Raw genomic sequence first — 20005 nt, 5'->3', positions numbered from 1 at the left:
ACAAGGCTTGAACGGCGGAGCGCCATATTTCCGTCGAAAAAATGCGCAAGACTTCGCGACATCCCGACGCAGCGACACGCAGGATGCTTTCATCTTGCCCCGGAAAGGCGCAGTAGGGAGACAGATCTATGAGGACGCCATGACACATTCGGCCGATCAACTGGAGGCGCGCGACCGCCCGGCGGACGCCTCCTGCCAAGACCGCGATCTGAAGCGCGCGATGCTGCGCGGCTGGCGGCGCAAATGCCCCAATTGCGGCAGCGGGCCGTTGCTGCGCAGTTATCTGAAGGTGAACGATCGCTGCTCCGTCTGCCGGGAGGATCTGCATCACCACCGTGCCGACGATGGACCCGCCTATCTGACGATCCTTTTTGTCGGGCATCTGATGGCGCCCCTGCTGCATTTTGCCTTTGTCACCTGGCGGCCCGAGCCGCTCACACTCTTCACAATCTTCGCGGTGGGCTGCGTGGGCCTGTCGCTCTACCTGCTGCCACGGCTGAAGGGGGCGATTGTGGGCTATCAATGGGCGCGCGGCATGGGCGGCTTTGACCCCGATCATTGAGACACGGCGCTCTTTCCCGCGTGGCCCGGCTGCGTTATGGCTAGGGGGATGATCCCCTCGCACCCTCCTGACAAATCCCGCATTCGCGACGCCGCCACCGTGATCGTACTGCGCGACCGCGACGGCGATCCGCACATCCTCATGGGGCAGCGGGGCGCGCGAGCGGCTTTCATGCCCAACAAGTTCGTCTTTCCCGGCGGCGCGGTCGACGCGGGCGACGCTGACGTGACACTGGCAAGCCCCCTGCCGTCTTTGTGCGCCGGGCGTCTGGCGGAGGATGCCGCGAGTGACATCTCTCATGCGCTGGCCGTCGCCGCGATCCGCGAACTGTGGGAGGAGACGGGCCAGATCCTGGGCCAGCCTGCACCCTGGCCAGCCGCGCCTCCCGCTGATTGGGCCGATTTTGCCGCCACCGGTCACGCCCCCGCGGCGGCCGGCATGCAGTTCGTCTTTCGGGCTCTCACCCCGCCCGGCCGGCCCCGCCGCTTTGACGCGCGCTTCTTTCTCGTCGATGCGGAGGCGCTGGCCAGCGACCCCGATGACTTCTCCGCCGCCAGCGATGAGCTGTCGCATCTGCAATGGGTTCCGCTGGCCCAAGCCCGGCAGTTCGACATGCCCTTTATCACCGAAGTCGTCCTCAGCGAGATCGACGCGCGTGTCACCCGCAGATCTCCGCCCGACAGCGTGCCCTTCTTCAAGAACAACGACGAGGAAAGCCTCTTTCTGCGCCTGCGCGGCCAGCCATTGGTGGACTGAGCCGCTCAGATCAGCAGCAGCAGCAACACGATGGACAGGCACAGCACCGCCATCCCGCCAATCTCGCGGGCATCGGGACGCTCGCGAAAAAACAGCACCGAGGCCATGAGCCCCATCACCAGCTCCACCTGCCCCACAGCCTTTACATAGGCCGCCGTCTGCAGCGTGAAGGCCAGAAACCAGCTGAACGATCCCGCCATGGACAAAAGCCCCAGCCAAAACGCCACGCGCCGCGCCCGCCACACCGCCGCAATCTGGCCTGGATCGCGCCGCCACAACCACAGCGCCATGCCGGTCATCTGGGCGCTGGTCACCACCGCCAGCGTGACACCTGCGCGCAGCACCGGATCATCCGAGCCGATCTGCAGCGACGCACCCCGGTAGCAAACCGCCGACACCGCGAACAACACGCCGGACGCCAGCCCCAGACCGGTCGCGCGGTTCCACGGCAGATGCCAGCCGACCACGCCCGGTGGCACCGACAAAAGCTGCACCCCCAGCACGCCCAGACCAATGGCGCCAAAGGCAGGCCAGCTGACCCCCTCCCCCAACAGGATCAGCCCCACCACGACCGACAGCACCACTTCGGTCTTCATCAGCGCCACACCCACCACGAAATTGCGCAGGGTAAAGACGGTGACCACGCAGACCGTCGCCACCACCTGCGCCACCGCCCCGGTCAACGCCTGCGCCCAGAACGCGTGGCTGACCGTCGGAAACGGCGCGTCCAGATGCACCAGAAACCCCGCCAGCAGCACGACAATCAGCGGTGCAGAATAGAAAAACCGCGCGAATGTCGCCCCCGTCGGTGACAGCGTCTGCCCGGCCAGCAGCTTTTGCAGCATGAACCGCACGGTCTGGAACCCGGCAGCCGCAAAAGCCATGATGACCCACAAGGCCGGAAGCGTGTCACTCACCGCGGCGCGCCGATGCCGCGCCCGGCCCCCTCGGGCCGCGGCAGGTCTGCCTGCGCCCGGGCAAAGCGGCGCAGTGCTGCGTCAATCTCGGGGCTGGCCTCACAGGCGCGCCGGGTCTCAAGGCTCACGTGCAGCAGGAAATGCTCCCCCGTTGCCAGCAGCCGCGCGCCCGCGCGCATCTCGTGCCACAGATGCATTTTCTTGCCGCCGCCCTGCAGCACCCGCGTGCGCACCTCGATCAGCGTGCCGGTATGTACCTCGTCGAGATGCCGGATATGGGTTTCGGCGGTAAAGAAACTGCCACCCGCCGCGATATAGGCCGCATCGCAGCCGATCATCTCCATGAAGCGGTCGGTCGCATCGCCAAAGGCCTGCAGGTATTTCGCCTCCGTCATGTGGCCGTTGTAATCCGCCCAGTCGAGCGGCACGACCCGGCGCAGGGTCAGCACCGGCTGGGCCGGATCGGCCACCTCCCCCGCGCTCTGACCCAGGTCCGTGCCCGCGCGCAGGGTGTCTTCATGTGCCGCCAGCAACTGCCCCGCCCCCCAGCCCTGCCCTTTGAGCGCGCGCAGCATGGCCACGAGATTGCTGTCCCGGATCCGCTCCAGCGCGGCCACATCCTGCGCGCCGGACTGCGCGTCCGATTGCTCGGCGATCCTGGCCACCAGATCCGGCGTCAGTTCCGGCACGTCGGTCAACCGCGACCACGGCCACTGCAGCGCCGGGCCGAACTGGGCGATGAAATGCGCCATGCCCGCCTCCCCGCCCGCGATGCGGTAGGTCTCGAACAGGCCCATCTGCGCCCATCGCAGGCCAAAGCCATAGCGGATCGCGTCGTCGATCTCACCGGTGGTGGCGATACCGTCCCGGACCAGCCACAGCGCCTCACGCCAGACCGCCTCCAGCAGCCGGTCGGCCAGATGCGCGTCGATCTCCTGGCGCAGATGCAGAGGGTGCATCCCCAGACCAGTCAGGCATTGCTGTGCCCGCGCCAGAAAGTCGCCGGCGTTGGCATCCGTGCCGACAACCTCGACCAGCGGCAGCAGGTAGACCGGGTTGAAAGGATGACAGACGAGGATCTGTCCCGGTCGCGGCACCTCCTGTTGCAGCTGCGATGGCCGGAACCCCGATGTCGACGAGCCGATGATCGCACCGGGATCACAGCTTGCCTGGATCTCCGCCAGCGTGGCTTGTTTCAGCGCCAGATCCTCCGGCACGCTCTCCTGTATCCAGCCGGCACCGGCGACCGCCGCTGCCAGCGTGTCGCAGAAATGCAGCGTCCCTTCCTCGGGCAGCGCCACGTCGAGCAAGCCTGGCAGCGCGCGCCGGGCGTTGGAGATCACCGCCTCGATCCGGCTCGCGGCCTCCGGTCCGGGATCATGGACCCGTACGTCCCAGCCGTTCAGCAGGAACCGCGCCGCCCAGCCGCCCCCGATGACGCCGCCGCCGATGATGGCAACCGTGCCGCTCACGATCCGGGTTCCGCGCCCGGCAGGCGGGCAATGTCATACCCGTTGAACGCCATGATCGCGCGGGCTGCGGTCGCCCGGTCGGGCGCAAGGCGGGGCGCGCGGTTGACGATCCACCCCATCTCGCCGCCCGGGGTGCCGATGACCGCAGTCCGCCGGTCTTCGGCCAGCCACATCACCCACAGCGCCCGCGCGGGCCGGTCGAGCGCGCCTGACCGCACCTGCATCACGCCGCGCGCATCCACCTCCAGCGGTGCGTCCAGCCGGACCCGCCCGCCGCAGCGCACCATCAGCCGCGCCTCCGTCGCTGCGCTGTCAATCTGCCAAAGCTGATCCGCACAGCCGGGCCAGAGCGGGCTGGCGTAGGCGGCGATCACGTGCCAGTCGCCCGCAATGGCTTCGGGCGTAAACCGCGTGCTCGCCGTGATCGGCACGGCGCCGTCGCGAAAGCTCTGCGGTGGCGGTGCACAGGCGAGCAGCAGCGCGAGACCCGCGTAAAGAAAACCCCAACGCAGCGCGCGCGGCGCACCGACGTCATACCGACGTAAGACCGACGCGATACCGACGGCAAAACCGACGTTTGAACGGCCCTGATCGCTCATCCCGCGGGCGCCCGTTTTGTCAGGCCCAGCAGCGCACGTACCCGGTCGGGCCCCATGATCCGCGCGCCCATGCCCTCGATGATCCCGCGGGCCCGGTCGACCAGCTGCCAGTTCTGTGCCAGCACGCCTTTCTCCAGCCACAAGTTATCCTCCAGCCCCACCCGCACATGACCGCCCGCCAGCACCGCGGCCGCCACATAGGGCATCTGGGCACGTCCCAGTGAAAAGGCGGAAAACGTCCAGTCGGGCGGGATATTGTTCACCATGGCCATAAAGGTACTCAGGTCATTGGGGGCGCCCCAGGGCACGCCCATACAAAGCTGCACCAGCGCTGGCGCCTCCAGCACGCCCTCTTCCACCAGCCTTTTCGCGTGCCACAAGTGCCCGGTGTCAAAGGCCTCTATCTCCGGCTTCACGCCCAGAGCCGTCATCTGCCGCCCCATCGCCGCCAGCATCCCGGGCGTGTTCGTCATCACGTAGTCCGCCTCCGCGAAATTCATCGTGCCACAATCCAGAGTGCAGATCTCGGGCAGGCAGGCGGCGATATGGGCGACCCGCGCGCTGGCCCCGATCATGTCGGTGCCCTGCGGCACCACGGGCAGCGGACTCTCCACATCGCCAAAGGTGATGTCGCCGCCCATGCCCGCTGTCAGGTTCAGCACCACGTCCACATCCGCCGCGCGGATGCGGTCCGTCACCTCCCGGTAGAGATCCAGATCGCGGGCGGGCGCACCCGTTTCCGGATCGCGCACGTGGCAATGAACGATGGCGGCCCCGGCCTTGGCCGCGTCTACGGCGCTTTGGGCGATCTGCTCAGGACTGCGCGGCACGTGCGGGCTGCGGTCCTCGGTCGCGCCTGACCCCGTGATGGCGCAGGTGATGAATACCTCGCCCGACATGGCCAGTGGCATGGGTACGCTCCCTTGGTTGGCGCGCGGACATCTGTTTGCCCGCCCGCCAAAGGATGCAGGCCAAGCGTCTCAAGATGCAAGGAAAATCCACGCAAAGACCGGTGGGGTACCCGCCTAGTAAGGCATTGGATGCGCGCGATGCGCCGCTGCAATCTCCTCCATCACGGCATCGCTCAGCGTGAGTTCCGCCGCGCCAAGGCAGTTTTCCAGCTGATCCATGGTCGTCGCCCCGAAGATTACCGACCCCATGAAAGGCCGGGTCCGGCACCATGCCAGTGCCATCTGCGCAGGGTCGAGATCATGACGCTGCGCTATGTCGAGGTAGGCCGCCACCGCCTCGAACGCCCGGGGCGTTTTGCGCCCGCCCATTTCCGGGTTCAGCGACATGCGCGACCGCTTTGGTACCGCGCCATCCTGATACTTGCCCGTCAACAGCCCCGCGGCCAGAGGCGAAAACGCGAGCAGCGGCACATCCTCCTGCAGACTCACTTCAGCCATGTCCGTATCAAACAACCGGCAGAGCAGAGAATATTCGTTCTGAACCGAGGCCACCTGGGGTCCGCCGGTGCGCCTGGCCACTTCCTGCCACTTCGTCGTGCCCCAGGCGCTTTCGTTGCTGAGACCGAAGGTACGGATCGTACCGCGTTTGACCTCCTTCTGCAGCGCGCCCAAGGCCTCTTCCATGTGATCAATCGTGTCGAGCATCAACTGCCCGGAGGGGTCGAAATCCCAGTTTTGCCGAAACATGTAGCTGCCACGATTGGGCCAGTGGAACTGATAAAGATCAATGTAATCGGTCTTCAGCCTGCGCAGCGAGCCTTCTACCGCCTCCGCGATCGTTTCGGCAGAGATGGGCGCGCCCTCGCGCACCGCGGCGAGCCCCTCGCCGGAGTGTTTCGTGGCGAGGATCACGTCGTCCCGGCGCATATCACGCTCAAACCACATCCCGATGATCCGTTCCGTCCGCCCGATCGTCTCGGCGCTGACGGGGTTCACGGGGTACATTTCGGCGGTGTCGACAAAATTGATCCCGGCATCCAGCGCGCGGTCGATCTGGTCGTGCGCCTCATCGGCATCGTTCTGGGTACCCCATGTCATCGACCCAAGACACAGATCCGACACCTCTATCGAACTATGTCCCAGCGTTTTCATCTTCATCGTTGCCGTCCTTTGCGTCAGTCGCCGATACCCTAGCCGCAGCGCGCCCGACTGCAAGTCATTTGCCTGTCCGGGAACAACCTGCGCCACCGCGAAGCGCGCTGTAACATTGGCAATCTAAGTCGTTGAGCTATATCGAGGATTAACCTTTGCGTGCAGGAGTGAAATCCGTGATGCTGAACCGCCGCATGATGATCGCCGCAGGGCTTGCAAGTCTCGCAACCCGCAGCCACGCCGCCGCAGAACGCTACCAGTTGGTGCCTGACCGGGCGCAGATTTCATTTGCCTTTTCGCTGAGCGGTACGGTCCAGACCGGCACCGTCCCGCTGGAAACTGCCGATATCCGTGTCGACACCCGTCGGCTGTCGCGCTCCAGCGCAGACGTGACGGCGGACATCCGGCAGGCCCGCACCGGCATGTTGTTCGTGACCCGTGCCTTGCTTGGCAAATCGGTCCTGAATGCCGCCGAACATCCCATCGCCCGTTACCGATCCCGGCAGATCAGCTTGGGCGCCGGTGGACGTCTCTCTGACGGCGCCGAAATCAATGGGGATCTGACCCTTCGTGGCGTGACGCTGCCCATGACGCTGGCCGCGCAATTGACCCGTCCCCCCGGAACGGCGCCCGACGATCTGTCGGTGTTGACCATCGCGCTCAATGGCGCGCTGAGCCGCAGTGCCTTCGGCGCGACCGGGTATCCCAACCTGGTCGAGGATGAGGTTCGATTGGACATCATCGCCGAGATCCAGCGCGCGGCCTGAGCAGCGATATGGGCCACCGGTGGGGCGGGTGCGCGGGCCGCGCCACGCGGCAGTATCCATCCGGGCCGAAGTGCGAAGCAAGGTGTCATGGCACTTTCGCCTTGGCTGCGGGGCCGAAGCTGCGCTAGACGGGGCCGATCAATCCGACCGGACGAGGCTTTCCGCATGGCGCGCCATCTCATCACCTCTGCGATCCCCTATATCAACGGGATCAAGCATTTGGGCAATCTCATCGGCAGCCAACTGCCCGCCGATCTTTTTGCCCGCTACCAGCGCGCCCGGGGCAATGACGTGCTGTTTCTCTGCGCCACCGACGAACATGGAACGCCCGCGGAACTGGCCGCAGCCAAGGCAGGCAAGCCGGTGGCGGACTACTGTGCCGAAATGCACAAGGTTCAAGCCGATATCGCGCGGCGCTTCCGGCTTTCGTTTGATCACTTCGGCCGCTCTTCCAGCCCGCAAAACCACGCACTGACGCAGCATTTCGCGGGGCGCCTGGCAGAGAATGACCTGATCAGCGAAGTCTCCGAAAGGCAGGTGTACTCCATCGCCGATGGCCGGTTCCTGCCTGATCGATACATCGAAGGGACGTGCCCCAACTGCGGCTATGACAAGGCGCGCGGCGATCAATGCGAAAACTGCACCAAACAGCTGGAGCCGACCGACCTGATAGATCCGCGCTCGGCGGTGTCGGGTGCCACGGATCTGGAGGTCCGCGAGACGCGGCATCTTTATCTGCGGCAATCCGCCTTGAAAGACGCGCTGAACGACTGGATCGACAGCAAGACAGACTGGCCGGTGCTCACCACCTCCATCGCCAAAAAATGGCTGCATGACGGGGATGGGCTGCGCGACCGCGGGATTACGCGCGATCTCGACTGGGGCATCCCCGTGCGCAAGGGCACCGAGGATTGGCCCGGCATGGAAGGCAAGGTTTTCTACGTCTGGTTCGACGCACCCATCGAATACATCGCCTGCGCTGCCGAATGGGCAGAAGCCAACGGCCTGACCGAGGCCGACTGGCAGAGCTGGTGGCGCACCGACAAGGGCGCGGAGGATGTGCGCTATACCCAGTTCATGGGCAAAGATAACGTGCCCTTCCACACCTTGAGTTTTCCGGCGACGATCATCGGATCGGGCGAGCCATGGAAGCTGGTCGATCACCTGAAATCATTCAACTATCTCACCTATGACGGCGGTCAATTCTCGACCTCTCAAGGGCGCGGCATCTTCATGGATCAGGCCCTGGAGCTGTTGCCGGCAGACTACTGGCGGTGGTGGCTGCTGAGCCACGCACCCGAGAACAGCGACGCCGAGTTCACCTGGGACAATTTCCAAGCGTCCGTGAACAAGGACCTTGCAGACGTCCTGGGGAACTTCGTCAGCCGGATCACCAAGTTCTGCCGGTCAAAATTTGGCGAGGCCGTGCCCTCTGGCGGGCAGACGGGCGCTGAAGAGGCTGCGGTTGTGGCGGACCTTTCCGAACGGCTCGACCGGTATGCCCGCTTTATGGAGGCAATGGAGGTGCGCAAGGCAGCACAGGAATTGCGGGCAATCTGGGTGACCGGGAATGAATATCTGCAATCGGTCGCGCCGTGGACAGGCATCAAATCCGATCCGGATCAGGCCGCGATGCAAACCCGCTTTGCTCTCAATCTTGCACATCTCTTCGCCGTGATCTCGGCCCCGTTCGTACCGGATGCAAGCGCGAAAATCCTGACCAGCCTGAACGTATTGGAGCCGATTTGGCCTGCCGATCTTCAGGAATTCTTGTACACGCTTGGCCCGGATCATCCTTTTACGGTGCCGGATGTGTTGTTTGCAAAGATCACGGATACGCAGGTCGAGGAATGGCAAGCGCGTTTTTCCGGCGGCCAGAGCCGCAAGGGCGCGGAGGGTGAAGCAGAGGCCCTGTCGTAACCAGCGACCGACCGGATCCGCAAAGCATGGCAAAGTCGTTAGCGTCGCTGACAGACGACGGGCATGCGAGCGCTATGTCTTTTATCAAAAGATTTTGGAATAGCGCCCGCTGGAAATCAACGCGTAAAGCATACTGTCAGAGCCAATGCTCCGCCGCAGTCACTGCTCAACGGGTGCGCTGATCGTGCTTCTGCCTTGCGTTGCTGAAGTGCGTTGCCCACCTTTTCATTCGCCTTTCCCTTGCGAACCGCTCACAGGCAATCAATCTTGCAGGTTCGCTGCCGACGCTTGACGGGCTTAGTCACATCAACACCCGCGATCCGCTTCTGTCTCTGAGTTGTCAGCACCCCTTTTTACGGGCTGCCTTTGATTGCCCGATCGGGCCGTCTGCCATTCAAGCCAACTTTTTGAATGACCACAAAGGAACCGCTTTGCTAATCGCCAGACGCTCAGTCAGGCAGATGGGCAACGGTTTTAGCGGAACGGCAGACTGCCCTTCGGTTCGCAATATTCCCGCTCGGCTGTTCTAGATTAATCCACCACCTTCACAGTAGGCCTCTTGGGAGGAGGGTGCTGGCACCTAGAACTCGTCCCATCCGTCGTCGAGATCTGGAGCGTCGTCGGCCTCGACCTTCAGAGCCGCATTGCCCTGCGTAGCTGCCCGCGGTGCTGGCGCTGCAGGCGACTGGTCAACTTTCGGGTCCTCAGTGACCGACGCTTCAGAGGCGGGTTTGGCGGTTGCTGTGGTCTGGCTGGCCCCCGATGTGTCCAGCTTGAAACGGGCGACGGCTGCAGCAAGCGCATCGGCTTCCGCTGTCAGCGCATGGCTCGCAGCTGTCGTCTCTTCGAACATGGCGGCATTTTGCTGTGTCACATGGTCGAGCTCATTGACCGCTGTATTGATCTCGTTCAACCCCGTGGATTGCTCGCGAGAGGAAGCGGCTATGGTCGATACTCTCTTCGAGATCTCGGACACAGAATTGACGATCGATGCAAGCGCCTGACCTGTCTTGTCGACCAGCTCCACCCCTGTTCCCACCTGCTCGCCCGAGCTCGAAATCAGCGCATTGATCTCTCGTGCAGCGTCCGACGACCGTTGAGCCAGCGCGCGCACCTCGGTTGCGACCACGGCAAACCCGCGTCCCGCTTCTCCAGCACGCGCGGCTTCGACACCTGCGTTGAGAGCCAGCAGATTGGTTTGGAAGGCGATATCGTCAATGACGGTGGTGATCTTGGAAATCTCCTGTGAGGAGGTTTTGATACCGTCCATCGCCTCGACGGCCTTGCGTGCGATGTCGCCGCCTTCCTCCGCGTTGGCTTGCGCCTCGGCAGACATGGCAGAGGCCTCGTCCGCACCCTCAGCGGCGGATTTGACCGAGCTCGTCAACTCATCCAGAGCGGCCGCGGTCTCCTCGAGCGTTGCAGCCTGTTTTTCGGTGCGGCGCGAAAGGTCATCAGCAGCACTTGTAATCTCGCCTGTTTCATTGCGGATCTGATCCGCATTTTGCGTGACCGCGCCGACCGCCTCCTGCAGCGATTGCACCGCGGCATTGAAGTCAGCGCGCAGTTTTTCGTAGTCGGTCGGAAAGGCAGTATCAATCTCGCAGGTCAGGTCTCCATCCGCGAGATCCTGCAGTGCCACACCCAAAGCACTCACAACGCTCTTTTGTTGCTCGGCAACACGGCGACGTTCTTCTTCGGCATCTTTCAGCGCGGCAGCATTGTCCGTCACATCGGTCCCTAGAAAGATAACGCGCTCAAGAGTACCATCCAGGCCGGGCACGGATGCAAAGTTCCCTTCCAACACCAAACCGCTGCCGCCCGAGGTCCGTTGCACATTGAAGCGGCCTGCGATTGCTTCTGCGCCTATCTCAGAGGTGAACACCCGCTTGTACAAGTCTGCTTCGCTCATCTCGCCATCGACATCGCTGGTGAAGATGTCGCCAAAGGAGCGACCTTCGATCACCTCTTCAGCGGTTCGAAGGATACCGGACATATTGCCATTTGTCGCGACGACGCGACCATCCGCATCGAACTCGACGCGCATTTGGGTATTGTCGATGGTGTTGAGCAATGCAGCGTTGCGCGCCGCGTCGGTTTCGTCGGACCATTCGATAACCGCGCCAATCATCTCGCCCGCCTCGTTGAGGGCAGCATTCATGTTGATCGAGATCAGCGCGTCACCGATCTTGCACTGGTGTGAGATCGGCAGCGCCCGCATGCCCTCCGCCAAAACCCGACCAGCTTCATCCGTCAGCTCGGCAAATTTCGACAGGTCCGCGCCCTCAACGGTGCCGTCGGCCAGGTCTGGCCAGCTTTTTTGCAAGTCGGCATTGATCTTCTGCAGCAACGCTTCGCAGGTCGGATTGACAAAGATGACCCGGAGCTTTTCGTCCACCATCATCATCGGCGCTGTCGACCCCACAAAGGCCGCACTTTTAAAAGCACTCTCGCGTTCCGCCTCTTTGGCAACACCAAGCGCTTCGCGGAAGGTATCAAGCCGCCGTGCCATCTGTCCGACCTCATCGCCGCGCCCCGTGTAGGGCACGTCAATGCTGTAATTCGCGTTCTCGATCTCACTCATCGTCGAGGTCAGCCGTATCAATGGCCGGGACATCTGTGTCCGAAGGAAAATCCCCGACAGCAGCACGGCAACGGCCATCACAACCATTCCCATGATAAGCGCCTGCGTCTGACGCGCCTCCAAAGCGGCAAGCAGGCTTGCATCGCTCCAAGAGGTTACAACGATGCCGGCGATCTCGGCCGCGTCTCCGAAAGTTGCAGGCTCAGCCGCCGATAACCCATCATCGGACAACAGCCGCTGACCACTCTCAAGGGCCCGCTCCGCAAGCGCAGTGGCCGCCTCTGAATCGAATGCTTCATCGCCCTCATTGTACATGACCGTCCCGGTGGCGCTGAGAACGAGCGCACCGATCGCGTCCGGTTTTGCAGACGCGATTACCCCATCAACTATCTGCGCCACACCGGCGGTGTTCCCAAACTTGATGGAGCCACCCATCTGCATGGCCAGAAGGTTGGTGGTTTCGCTGGCCCGCTGGCTCATGTTTTCGGCCATCAACTCCGCGTTGATGTTCCGGTTCAGGATCGCGATGACAGAGACCACCGTCACAACGCAAACGATCACAATCACGGATGTCTTGACGAGAAGGTTGTTCAAAAAGTTGGTCTTTGACTTTCGCGGTTTGTTCAAATTTGCCACCGTCACGTTCCTCTTCGCACACCTTACCGACCGCCCGGAAATCGGGTCGGATTTGCAGTCATCTTTCCGCGTAGGGGTAGGCAAAAGAGTTTACGGACACCTTAACACCGCCGAGATCACACAGGGGTCAAGCGCTTTCTTGTTGTGTCAAATCTTATCGAAATCGGTGCTTTGCAGACCAAACGGCAGTCCCTCAGCGTCGTCTGACGCCAAGCACGGCGGCGAGCGTCGCAGTTGCGACCAACACGCTCAGCCCGTATTTTGACACCTGCTCCATAGTGCCTTCGATCAAGACGGCATGCAGAATTGTGGTCGTCACGATCACGGCAGCCGCGCCAAGATGCAGGCGGCGCCAAATCCGCGGGCTCAACCGCAACGGGCGCCGCATGACAGCCAGCGCCGCCACCGCAAAAACGATCCACATCGCAATCACGCCCCAGACCGAAAATGGCGTGGGTGAAACGAACAACAAGGCATCGACCACGTCCGGCGGGCTGGTCAGCCACAGCCCCGCCACGTGGACGATCACCATCAAGACCAGTGCTGCACCAAGAAACCGGTGCACCCGCCGACCGCGGCGCTGATCCAGGCCGGGCAGATACCCCATGGCCAGAAGCGGCTGCATCAGCAGCAGCGCGAGACCGACAATGCCCGCAAAACCTGCGATGATATAGACAGGCTCACGCCAGGCGAGCAGCGGGCTGAGCGCAGCGGCAGCGATGGGAAAAGCCAATCCCGACGCCACGACACCCCAGATCAGAACGCTGCGCCACATGACGTCGAAGCTCGGGTCAGACCGGCTGCAGGACGAAATGCGCCTCTAGCGAGGTATCACGGGCACTGCCCATCACCGGGCGCAGAAAGACCGTCTCAAAGGCGCCGCTATCATAGGCCAGATGGGCGTGCGGCTGACCGAAGGCAGGCACGATCTGCGGCATCTCCAGCCGAAAGACACCGTCTGCATCGGTCAGCGTGGCACCGTGGCTGCGTTCGTCCCGCTCATGCCCTTCGGTGGTGTGCGCCCAGATCTGGATGCGCTGACCGGGCAATGGCGCACCATCGCTTGCGCGGCGGACAGTCCCGCTCATCCAGAAGCCGCCACCGCCAATGCGCTCCACGATGGGCGCGCCGGGCCGGTAGTTGTTGGATCCACCGCGCATGGAGGGCGTCGGCGCGAGTGTCTGCGCACGGGCAGGCGTGGTCACCCCGGCAGCGGCGGTAACAAGGCCCGCGCCAACGGCGGCCAGCAGATGACGACGATGAAGATCTGTCTTGGTCATGGGTCTCTCTCCCTTGGCTTGGCATTTCGTCTGTCTCACCCGAGATATAAGGCCGCAGGTCGGAATGCCCAAACGCCCCCGGACCGATGCGCCCCGGTTCCGGTCAAACCTGCGTGAGATGCGGCAAGATCAACCGCTTTTTCGCGGATCAAGGATCCGGGCCAGCACACCCCGTTGCGTCACCTGACCGACCACTTCACCACCGCGTTCGACGCCCAGAGGCTCGTCGTTTTCCAGCAGCAGACGCATCACCGCCTCCACCTCCGTGCCCGCGCCCACGGTCCGGTCGGGCGAAGACCCGACCGGCTCCATCACGTCAGCCGCCGACAGCACGCCCAATGGATTCATATGCGCCACGAAATCGGCCACATAGTCATTGACCGGGTTGGAGAAGATCTCCTGCGGGGTGCCCCACTGCGCGATGCGCCCGCCTTCCATGATGGCGATGCTGTCGCCCAGCTTGAACGCTTCATCCAGATCGTGGCTGACAAAGACGATGGTCCGTTTCAGTTCCCGCTGCAGATCCAGCAGCTCATCCTGCAACCGCGTGCGAATGAGCGGGTCCAGCGCAGAGAACGGCTCATCCATCAACAGGATGGGTGCCTCCGTCGCAAAGGCCCGGGCGAGCCCGACGCGCTGCTGCATGCCACCCGACAGCTCGCCTACCTTGCGGTCCGCCCAATCGGCCAGACCCACCAGCTCCAGCTGCCGTTCGGCCCGGGCGACGCGGTCTTTCCGGGGGACATCCGCAAGCTCCAGCCCCAGGGCCACGTTGTCGCGGACCGTGCGCCAGGGCAGCAGCCCGAACTGCTGGAACACCATCGACACACACTCGCGCCGGACACGCCGCAGATCCTGCGCGGTACTTCGGGTCACATCGCAGGACCAATCCCCATCGTGTACCCGCACGGCACCGCGCACTACCGGGTTCAGCCCGTTGACCGCGCGCAAGAGCGTCGATTTACCGGAGCCGGACAAGCCCATCAGCACCAGGATCTCACCAGCCTCCACGGACAGCGAGCAGTCATGCACACCCAGCACCTGACCGGTGGCCTCCTGCACCTGCGCGCGCGACTGCCCCTGATCCATCAGCGGCAGCGCCTCCTTGGGTTTGTCTCCGAAGACGATGGAGACTGCATCGAACTCAACCGCCTTTGTCATTTGCGGTCCACCCGCAGCATCCGGTCGAGCATGATCGCCACCACCACGATGATGAACCCGCTCTCGAACCCGAGCGCGGTGTTCACCTGATTGAGCGCGCGCACGACCGGCACACCCAGCCCATCGGCTCCCACAAGGGCCGCGATCACCACCATGGACAGTGACAGCATGATCGTCTGGTTGAGCCCGGCCATGATCTGCGGCAGCGCGTAAGGAAGCTCCACTTTCCACAGTTTTTGCGACGGCGTGGCGCCAAAGGCATCCGCTGCTTCCAAGAGCGGCTTCGGCGTCGAGCTGATCCCCAGATGTGTCAGACGGATGGGCGCAGGCACCACGAAAATGACCGTGGCGATCAACCCAGGCACCATCCCGATGCCGAAAAACACAATGGCAGGAATGAGATAGACGAAGGTCGGCAGTGTCTGCATCAGATCCAGCACCGGGCGCATCGCCTGAAAGAGCCGCGGGCGGTGGGCCGCCGCAATTCCAATGGGCACCCCGATGGCCATGCACACCACGCAGGCCGAGAGCACCAGCGTGATGCTCTCGGTCATCTCCTCCCAGTAGTCCTGATTGAGGATAAAGAGAAAGCCGAGCGCCACGAAAAGGCAGACCTTCCAGCTGCGCTGCAACGCCCATGTGAGTGCTACAAAAGCGGCGATGATCACGAACGGATGCGGCGTCTGCAGCACCCAGAGGATGGCGTCAATCATCGCCTCCATCCCGATGGCCAGACCATCAAAGGCCCAGGCACCGTTAATCTGCAACCAGTCGAAGAATGCCGCTGCCGTCTTGCCGACCGGAATCTTGGTGTCAGTCAGCCAGTCGAGCATCGGCTATCCTTTCCGTTTCACCTGCGCCAGATGTTGCCGGTCACAGACCGAGTGCCGCCTTGACCGCGGCTGTCGCATCGCCCCCGTCCAGTGTCGTCACACCGTCGAGCCAACCGGTGAATACCTCGGGATTGGCCGTCAGCCACGCGGTCGCCGCATCCTCGGGCGCCTCACCATCGTCCAGGATCGCCCCCATGATCTCGTTCTCCATGGCCAGCGTGAACTCCAGATTGTTCAGCAGCGCGCCGACGTTGGGACACTCGGCGACATACCCCGCCCGCGTGTTGGTGTAGACAGTGGCCCCGCCCAGATCAGGGCCGAAGAAGTCATCGCCGCCGGTCAGATAGCCCATGTCGAAGTTGGCGTTCATCGGATGCGGTTCCCAACCGAGGAACACGATGGGCTGGTCGCGCTTGGTTGCCCGGTCCACCTGCGCCAGCATCCCCTGTTCGGAGCTTTCGCGCACTTCAAACTCACCCAGACCAAAGGCGTTACCGTCGATCATCGACTGGATCAGGCGATTGCCGTCGTTCCCGGGCTCGATCCCGTAAATCTCCGCATCCAGCGCATCCGCATGGGTGGCGATGTCGGAAAAATCCTTGATCCCTAGGTCTTGGGCGGCCTTGTTCACGGCAAGCGTATACTTTGCCCCTTCCAGATTGGCGCGGACGGTATCAACCGTGCCCTCCTCCCGGTAAGGCGCGATGTCGCCTTCCATCGTGGGCATCCAGTTGCCCAGGAAGACGTCCACATCGCCCTGCGCCATGGACGTATAGGTCACGGGCACCGACAGCACCTTGATGTCCGTCTCATAGCCGAGCGCGTCGAGGATCACCGTCGTCGCTGCCGTTGTCGCGGTGATGTCCGTCCAGCCCACATCCGAAAAGGTAACTTCCGAACACTCCGCCGCTGCCATGCCCGCGCAGGTCATCAGCGCCAGGGCGCTGGCCGTTGTCTTAACACTCATATCCGTTCTCCCGATTGGTTTTGGCACATTGATGCGCGGCACCTTGGGGAGCGTCAAGGCGAAAGCCCGCACCCTGCCCGACACACGGAACCCTGACGGGTTTCAGTTCTCCGCTGGCAGCTCCCGGAAAACGCCGACGATCCGGTTGACGTTGCCCGTGGCATCCGGCCGGCCCAGCCCGAAGGATTCCACCATCACCTTCTCACCCTGCTTGTTGATCAGGTGATGCTTGAAATGGAAATCCCCACCGTTCTCGATCACCTCGTTGACATGATCTTCGACCATCTCACGGTCCTCGGGCTCGTAGTACTGGATCGCTGCCTTCAGGTCAGGTGGCGCGGTATCGGGATCCACACCGTGGATCCGGTAGACTTCCGAAGACCAATGGATCTCCTTGGTTTCGAGATCCAGCGACCAGAATCCAACCTTGGCCAGATCCTGCAGCAGTTCCAGCTGGGCCAGCGCATCCTTGGCATTGTCGCGGGCCTCGATCACCTCTGAGATGTCCGTCCCGACCGTGTAGATCGAGGATTCGTTCAGCAGCGGGTCGGCAAAGATGAAGTTCTCTGTGTTCATCCAGTAGGTTTCGCCCGTCTCCTTGGACACGACGCTATTGACGAAGCGGACCCGACCGTTGGCACTGCTCATCAACTCATTGTCACGCTGTTTAACGGCGTCTGCGGTTGCTTTGTTGGCCAGCTTGAAGAAATTCTCCCCTTCTGCGTCACGCCGCGTGGTACCGAGCACCGCGGCGGATTTCTGGCTAATCCGCAGGATTTTACCGTCCGGCGTGCGGTTGAGCATGAAAATTTCCGCGTGGTCCAGGATCAGATCAAGCTCCTGCGCCAGTCCCGGGAACTCCGAGATCACCATGGTGGAGCCCTTCATCTGCCCGCGCATGTCAAAGAACGGCGAGCAGGTGAGTTTGTAGCGCGACCCTTTCGAGGTAAACTCGCGCGTGATCGGCTCGCCCAGCTTGAGCGTCTCGTTGCAAATGGGCGCAAGCGACGGGCAATTGTCCGGCAATACGCATTGGCTGATATGCGGATTGGACACGGGCCGTGTCAGCCCGAACATCTCGGCGGCGGCATTTGTCGCTTGGCTGATCTGCAACGCGGTATCCAGCACCATGATCGCCAGTGGCGCTGTCTCCAGTACCGACATCAGCTCGCCCGTCCGCCCGCTCAGCTCAGCGGCGGTAACCTGCAGTTCCTCGTTGACGGTTATCAACTCTTCGTTGGTGGACTGAAGCTCTTCGTTGGATGTTTCCAGCTCTTCGTTGGTGGCCTGAAGCTCCTCGTTGGTCGACTGCAGCTCCTCGTTGAGCGACTGCAGTTCCTCGTTCGAGGTTTCCAGTTCCTCGATGGTCTGCTGCAGCGCCTCGCGGGTGGTCGCCACCTCGTCTTCGAGCAAGCGGATCCGGTCGCTTTCAAAGGGTTCGTCGCCCGTGTGCGCCTTGGCCTCCGCCGCCTTGGCCCGGTCCACTTCATATTCGGTAAACACCACCAGCGCGGCGCGTTCGTTGATGTCGCGGGCGATGATCGGGTAGACATCCAACCTGATTTCCGCGTCATCACCCTCCGCCAACAAGTGACGCACGCCAGAGCGGTGCTCGCCGTTCTTGAGCGACAAGGTCACCAGGCTGCGCGCCTCCTCCCGGAAAGGTCGCCGCAACAGATCAATGTGCATCTTGAGATTGCTGGTCTCATTCATCTCGACGTAGGGGCTGACGTTGCCGTAGATCCGAACGATCGAGTATTCATCGGTGACCAGCATGGAATTCTTGCCCAGCGACAGGGCAAGCGCCTCGAACATCTGTCGGTCGGTCGAATGACCAGGTGACTTCGATTTCGTCGGGATGGCGGAGGGCGTGCGCTGTGGCACGGCGCTGCGCGACGCGGAAAACGGCGCCGGATCAGACCGGCGGATGGACCGGCGGCGATAGATATGCGCCGACTGACTGTCCTGAATGAACAATTCGTCGGAGCCAGCGACGGATTCTGCCGTCCCCAGAAACATCAGCGCCGTCTCGGTCAGGGAATAGTGGAAGCGTGACATCACCTTGTGCTGGAGCGCGTTGCCGAAATAGATCAGCAGGTTGCGGCAGCACAGCAGATCAACCTTCTGAAACGGTGGGTCCTGACAGACGTTGTGGTCGGAAAACAGAATGGCCGAGCGCAGCGAATCGATCACCCGGATACCGTCGTTCTGCTGGATGAAATACTGGTCCGACAGCTCCTTGGGAATGTCGTTCAGCGCCGCAAGCCCGTAGACACCCTTGCGCGCCACCTCCAGTGCATCCTTGTCGATGTCGGTGGCAAAGATCTGCACGTGGTCTTTCAACTGGACCTTTGCGCCACCCAGAGCCTCGCAGAGCAGAATGGCAATGGAGTAGGCTTCCTCCCCCGTCGCACATCCCGCAATCCACACCCGGAACGGCCGACTGCCGTTCTTTTCCAACAGACCGGGCAGAAGCTCCCGGAGGGCTTTGAACTCTCCCTTGTCGCGGAAAAAGCGGGTCACGGAGATCAGCAGATCCTTGAACAGCGCATCGACCGCATTGGGGTTCACGCGGCAGAACTGCGTGTATTCCTCGTGGTTCTCGATGCCGAGCGCGATCATCCGCCGTTCGATCCGCCGGTTGATGGTCGTCTGCTTGTACTCACGGAAATCCACCCGGGTGCGCGCCAGCAGGATCTGCAACAGATCCGACGACGGGCTCTTTTCCGACGCTTCCATCCGGAAATCATCGAAATCACGCGGGCTGGTCAGAATCTTTTGCAAGTGCGTGCCGATCTCGAAGGGGCGCAGCACCAGATCGACGCAGCCGGTCTGCATGGCCGCCATCGGCATGCCGTCGTATTTGGCACTTTCGGTGTCCTGGGCGATGGTGATGCCGCCCGCCTCGCGGATCGCCTGCACACCGTAGGCGCCATCGGTCCCCGTGCCGGACAAGATCACCGCCATGGACTTCTCACCATGCTCATCGGCAAGGCTCAGCAAAAACCGGTCCACGGACGGTTTCGGTGAGGCCACCTCGTGGCTGGGGTTGACCAGCGTCAGCTTACCGTCCGCGTAGACAACGTCCGTTTTGGGCGGTGTCACGTAAATGACGTTGGGTTCCGGCATGGTGCCATCAATCACATCCCGCACCACCAGGCTGGTCTGACGCGCCACCAATTCCGTCATGAGGCTTTTGTGATGCGGTGACATGTGTTGCACCACCACATAGGCCACATTCAGATCAGTCGGCAGCGTAGCCACCAGTTCACGAATCGCTTCCAGACCACCTGCCGACGATCCGATCCCAATGATCGTAAGTTCTTCTACGTCTGCCCCATCCACAACCAACGTCTCCCACCAGACATATTAACGCGCAGGCCTGTTCTCGCCCATCGTGCGCCTCTCCTCGACCTTGCAACTCTTAATTGCAAATTATGAAGTTCTTTACCATATATTCAACCTGAAGGTCATCCGCTCGTTTATAT

General features: G+C 62.5%; 16 protein-coding genes. 4 read left to right on the top strand and 12 right to left on the bottom strand.

Annotated features, from left to right (window positions below; genetic code table 11):
• Window positions 1-220 precede the first annotated feature (220 nt).
• The gene (locus Q1A53_RS09800) at window positions 221-562 is read left to right on the top strand and encodes a DUF983 domain-containing protein (protein ID WP_299966078.1); all 342 of its coding nucleotides are present in this window, start codon (window positions 221-223) and stop codon (window positions 560-562) included.
• A 48-nt stretch (window positions 563-610) separates the two neighbouring features.
• Complete coding sequence (locus Q1A53_RS09795; protein WP_299965712.1) at window positions 611-1318, top strand: NUDIX hydrolase; 708 nt, start codon at window positions 611-613, stop codon at window positions 1316-1318.
• Between the two features lie 5 nt (window positions 1319-1323).
• Here Q1A53_RS09795 and Q1A53_RS09790 read toward each other — a convergent pair whose 3' ends face one another.
• The 5 genes from Q1A53_RS09790 to Q1A53_RS09770 form a co-directional block, all read right to left on the bottom strand.
• Window positions 1324-2235 carry a DMT family transporter gene (locus Q1A53_RS09790; RefSeq protein ID WP_299965710.1) on the bottom strand — a complete coding sequence of 304 codons (912 nt, stop codon included), beginning with the start codon at window positions 2233-2235 and terminating at the stop codon, window positions 1324-1326.
• A complete protein-coding gene (locus tag Q1A53_RS09785; protein ID WP_299965707.1) occupies window positions 2232-3707 on the bottom strand; it encodes a carnitine 3-dehydrogenase in 1476 nt (491 codons plus the stop codon). The genes Q1A53_RS09790 and Q1A53_RS09785 overlap by 4 nt, the downstream gene beginning before the upstream one ends.
• On the bottom strand, window positions 3704-4306 hold the full coding sequence (locus Q1A53_RS09780) for a lipocalin family protein (protein WP_299965704.1): 603 nt from the start codon (window positions 4304-4306) through the stop codon (window positions 3704-3706). Before Q1A53_RS09780 ends, Q1A53_RS09785 begins: the two co-directional genes overlap by 4 nt.
• Entirely contained in the window at window positions 4303-5217 is a 915-nt protein-coding gene (locus Q1A53_RS09775; RefSeq protein ID WP_299965701.1) for a 3-keto-5-aminohexanoate cleavage protein, read from the bottom strand. The genes Q1A53_RS09780 and Q1A53_RS09775 overlap by 4 nt, the downstream gene beginning before the upstream one ends.
• A 114-nt stretch (window positions 5218-5331) precedes the next feature.
• Window positions 5332-6375, bottom strand: coding sequence for an aldo/keto reductase (locus tag Q1A53_RS09770; RefSeq protein WP_299965699.1), 1044 nt, complete (start codon window positions 6373-6375; stop codon window positions 5332-5334).
• 173 nt (window positions 6376-6548) lie between these two features.
• On the opposite strand from Q1A53_RS09770, the gene Q1A53_RS09765 reads away from it, so the two are divergent.
• Window positions 6549-7136: a YceI family protein gene (locus Q1A53_RS09765; protein ID WP_299966075.1), complete on the top strand. Its 588-nt coding sequence runs from the start codon at window positions 6549-6551 to the stop codon at window positions 7134-7136.
• Window positions 7137-7301: 165 nt separating this feature from the next.
• Window positions 7302-9056 carry a methionine--tRNA ligase gene (gene metG, locus Q1A53_RS09760; RefSeq protein ID WP_299965697.1) on the top strand — a complete coding sequence of 585 codons (1755 nt, stop codon included), beginning with the start codon at window positions 7302-7304 and terminating at the stop codon, window positions 9054-9056.
• Between the two features lie 580 nt (window positions 9057-9636).
• Here the strand turns inward: metG and Q1A53_RS09755 are convergent.
• The 7 genes from Q1A53_RS09755 to Q1A53_RS09725 all read right to left on the bottom strand — a co-directional run bounded on the left by Q1A53_RS09755 (window position 9637) and on the right by Q1A53_RS09725 (window position 19862).
• The gene (locus tag Q1A53_RS09755; RefSeq protein ID WP_299965695.1) at window positions 9637-12234 is read right to left on the bottom strand and encodes a methyl-accepting chemotaxis protein; all 2598 of its coding nucleotides are present in this window, start codon (window positions 12232-12234) and stop codon (window positions 9637-9639) included.
• A 235-nt stretch (window positions 12235-12469) separates the two neighbouring features.
• A complete protein-coding gene (locus Q1A53_RS09750; protein WP_299965693.1) occupies window positions 12470-13051 on the bottom strand; it encodes a ferric reductase-like transmembrane domain-containing protein in 582 nt (193 codons plus the stop codon).
• A gap of 16 nt (window positions 13052-13067) precedes the next feature.
• On the bottom strand, window positions 13068-13556 hold the full coding sequence (locus Q1A53_RS09745; protein ID WP_299965690.1) for a twin-arginine translocation pathway signal: 489 nt from the start codon (window positions 13554-13556) through the stop codon (window positions 13068-13070).
• A 129-nt stretch (window positions 13557-13685) separates the two neighbouring features.
• Window positions 13686-14717, bottom strand: a complete 1032-nt coding sequence (choV, locus tag Q1A53_RS09740) for a choline ABC transporter ATP-binding protein (protein WP_299965687.1) — start codon at window positions 14715-14717, stop codon at window positions 13686-13688.
• Window positions 14714-15550: a choline ABC transporter permease subunit gene (choW, locus tag Q1A53_RS09735; RefSeq protein ID WP_299965685.1), complete on the bottom strand. Its 837-nt coding sequence runs from the start codon at window positions 15548-15550 to the stop codon at window positions 14714-14716. The genes choV and choW overlap by 4 nt, the downstream gene beginning before the upstream one ends.
• 40 nt (window positions 15551-15590) lie before the next feature.
• Entirely contained in the window at window positions 15591-16517 is a 927-nt protein-coding gene (locus tag Q1A53_RS09730; RefSeq protein WP_299965682.1) for a choline ABC transporter substrate-binding protein, read from the bottom strand.
• Window positions 16518-16619: 102 nt separating this feature from the next.
• Window positions 16620-19862, bottom strand: coding sequence for a chemotaxis protein CheB (locus Q1A53_RS09725; protein ID WP_299965680.1), 3243 nt, complete (start codon window positions 19860-19862; stop codon window positions 16620-16622).
• Window positions 19863-20005: the final 143 nt, after the last annotated feature.

This window comes from uncultured Roseobacter sp., assembly GCF_947496515.1.
GTDB lineage: Bacteria > Pseudomonadota > Alphaproteobacteria > Rhodobacterales > Rhodobacteraceae > Roseobacter.
The sequence above is the reverse complement of the archived record's forward strand: the minus strand, read 5'-3'. Positions and strand labels throughout refer to the sequence as shown.

Excerpts from the sequence above, each read along its gene's own strand:
- Q1A53_RS09800 (WP_299966078.1), top strand. The coding sequence starts at position 221 with ATGCTGCGCGGCTGGCGGCGCAAATGCCCCAATTGCGGCAGCGGGCCG.
- Q1A53_RS09795 (WP_299965712.1), top strand. The coding sequence starts at position 611 with ATGATCCCCTCGCACCCTCCTGACAAATCCCGCATTCGCGACGCCGCC.
- Q1A53_RS09780 (WP_299965704.1), bottom strand. The coding sequence starts at position 4,306 with ATGAGCGATCAGGGCCGTTCAAACGTCGGTTTTGCCGTCGGTATCGCG.
- Q1A53_RS09775 (WP_299965701.1), bottom strand. The coding sequence starts at position 5,217 with ATGCCACTGGCCATGTCGGGCGAGGTATTCATCACCTGCGCCATCACG.
- Q1A53_RS09770 (WP_299965699.1), bottom strand. The coding sequence starts at position 6,375 with ATGAAGATGAAAACGCTGGGACATAGTTCGATAGAGGTGTCGGATCTG.
- Q1A53_RS09765 (WP_299966075.1), top strand. The coding sequence starts at position 6,549 with ATGCTGAACCGCCGCATGATGATCGCCGCAGGGCTTGCAAGTCTCGCA.
- metG (WP_299965697.1), top strand. The coding sequence starts at position 7,302 with ATGGCGCGCCATCTCATCACCTCTGCGATCCCCTATATCAACGGGATC.
- Q1A53_RS09750 (WP_299965693.1), bottom strand. The coding sequence starts at position 13,051 with ATGTGGCGCAGCGTTCTGATCTGGGGTGTCGTGGCGTCGGGATTGGCT.
- Q1A53_RS09745 (WP_299965690.1), bottom strand. The coding sequence starts at position 13,556 with ATGACCAAGACAGATCTTCATCGTCGTCATCTGCTGGCCGCCGTTGGC.
- choV (WP_299965687.1), bottom strand. The coding sequence starts at position 14,717 with ATGACAAAGGCGGTTGAGTTCGATGCAGTCTCCATCGTCTTCGGAGAC.
- choW (WP_299965685.1), bottom strand. The coding sequence starts at position 15,550 with ATGCTCGACTGGCTGACTGACACCAAGATTCCGGTCGGCAAGACGGCA.
- Q1A53_RS09730 (WP_299965682.1), bottom strand. The coding sequence starts at position 16,517 with ATGAGTGTTAAGACAACGGCCAGCGCCCTGGCGCTGATGACCTGCGCG.